Source organism: Gandjariella thermophila, from assembly GCF_005405885.1.
Taxonomy (GTDB): domain Bacteria; phylum Actinomycetota; class Actinomycetes; order Mycobacteriales; family Pseudonocardiaceae; genus Gandjariella; species Gandjariella thermophila.
Map to the genome: position 1 here is coordinate 1 of NZ_BJFL01000123.1, position 1,182 is coordinate 1,182.

Annotated in this window: 2 protein-coding genes; both read right to left on the reverse strand. The window is 68.3% G+C overall.

Annotated features, from left to right (window positions below; all coding sequences use genetic code 11):
- Positions 1-27 precede the first annotated feature (27 nt).
- Complete coding sequence (locus FFT21_RS28595) at positions 28-561, reverse strand: transposase (protein WP_264081686.1); 534 nt, start codon at positions 559-561, stop codon at positions 28-30.
- On the reverse strand, positions 558-1,103 hold the full coding sequence (locus tag FFT21_RS28600) for a winged helix-turn-helix domain-containing protein (RefSeq protein ID WP_137816995.1): 546 nt from the start codon (positions 1,101-1,103) through the stop codon (positions 558-560). The genes FFT21_RS28595 and FFT21_RS28600 overlap by 4 nt, the downstream gene beginning before the upstream one ends.
- Positions 1,104-1,182 lie beyond the last annotated feature (79 nt).

Sequence of the window (1,182 nt, forward strand, 5' to 3'; positions counted from 1 at the left end):
CACTACTGAGGTTGAAAGGCCGGGGTGTCACGGTGGCTTGGTCGCGGGGAGCAGCCCGGTCTCGGTGATGAAGGCGTCGATGAGGCCGGGGCGGTACTGCATCCGCTTGAGACGGGTCTTCACCAGGGCGGCGAGCTCGTCGACGCTGCAGGCGGCGAGATTGCCCAGCCCGTGCTTGAGGTGGGCCCACACGCCCTCGACGGGGTTCAGCTCCGGCGCGTAGGTCGGGAACCGGAACACGGTCAGCCAACGACGATTGTCGATGAGCTGACGCATCACGGCGTCGTGGTGTGCGGTGAGGTTATCCCATACGAGCACGATCGGCCCGCCGAGTTGCTGGTGCGCGGCATCCAGCAGGGCGGCGTAATCGGCTTCGCGGAAGCCTTTGCGCTCCCCGCGACGCCCGTGATGGGTGATCGTCCGGTAGATCAGCCGGGTCCGTCGGCCGGGTTTGGTGGCGATCAGCCCGGCGATCGACACCCGACCCGAGCCCTTGCCGGAGACGGGCACGACGGGAGTACGGCCACGGCGGGACCAGGTGCGCGCCTTGGGCGGCCTCAACGACTGGCCGGCCTCGTCCTCGAAGACCAGCCACGCATCCTGGGCCCGCGCGGTCTTTCCGCCTCGGGCCAGGTCTTTCGTACCCAGGTGGCGATGGCGTCCTCGTCGCGCTCGGCGGCCCGATGCACCGGCACCTGCGGACTCCACCCGATCCGGTGCAGCAAGTACGACGTTCCGCGCGGCGTGTAGGACACGGAAAACAGCGTCTGGATCACCTGCGCGACGCGCGCGAGGGTCCAGCGCTGATCCTCGGTGAAGCCGTGGGCGGCCGGACCGGCGTCCAGTTCGGCCTGCAGCCGGGCAAGTTGCTGGTCATCCAACCGGCAGGGCGATCCGCCTGGTCCGTGGGATGCCAGCGCGTCGATCCCGCCGGATCTCCAGGCGCGATGCCAGGCATAGGCCGACTTCCGCGACACCCGTAAGCGTCTGGCCACCTCCGGCGGTACCACACCCGCGGCGAACATCCCGGCGGCATCGAAGCGGACCTGTTCCCGCTTCGCACGCGCTGTGGGCGTCAGACCGCCACCGTCCGGGTATCTCATGCCACCGGGATAGTCATCACAGGCAGCGACTGCACGTAAACACGCCGTGTCACCTCAGGATTTCAAGATCAGTAGCGAC

Excerpts from the sequence above, each read along its gene's own strand:
- FFT21_RS28600 (WP_137816995.1), bottom strand. The coding sequence starts at position 1,103 with ATGAGATACCCGGACGGTGGCGGTCTGACGCCCACAGCGCGTGCGAAG.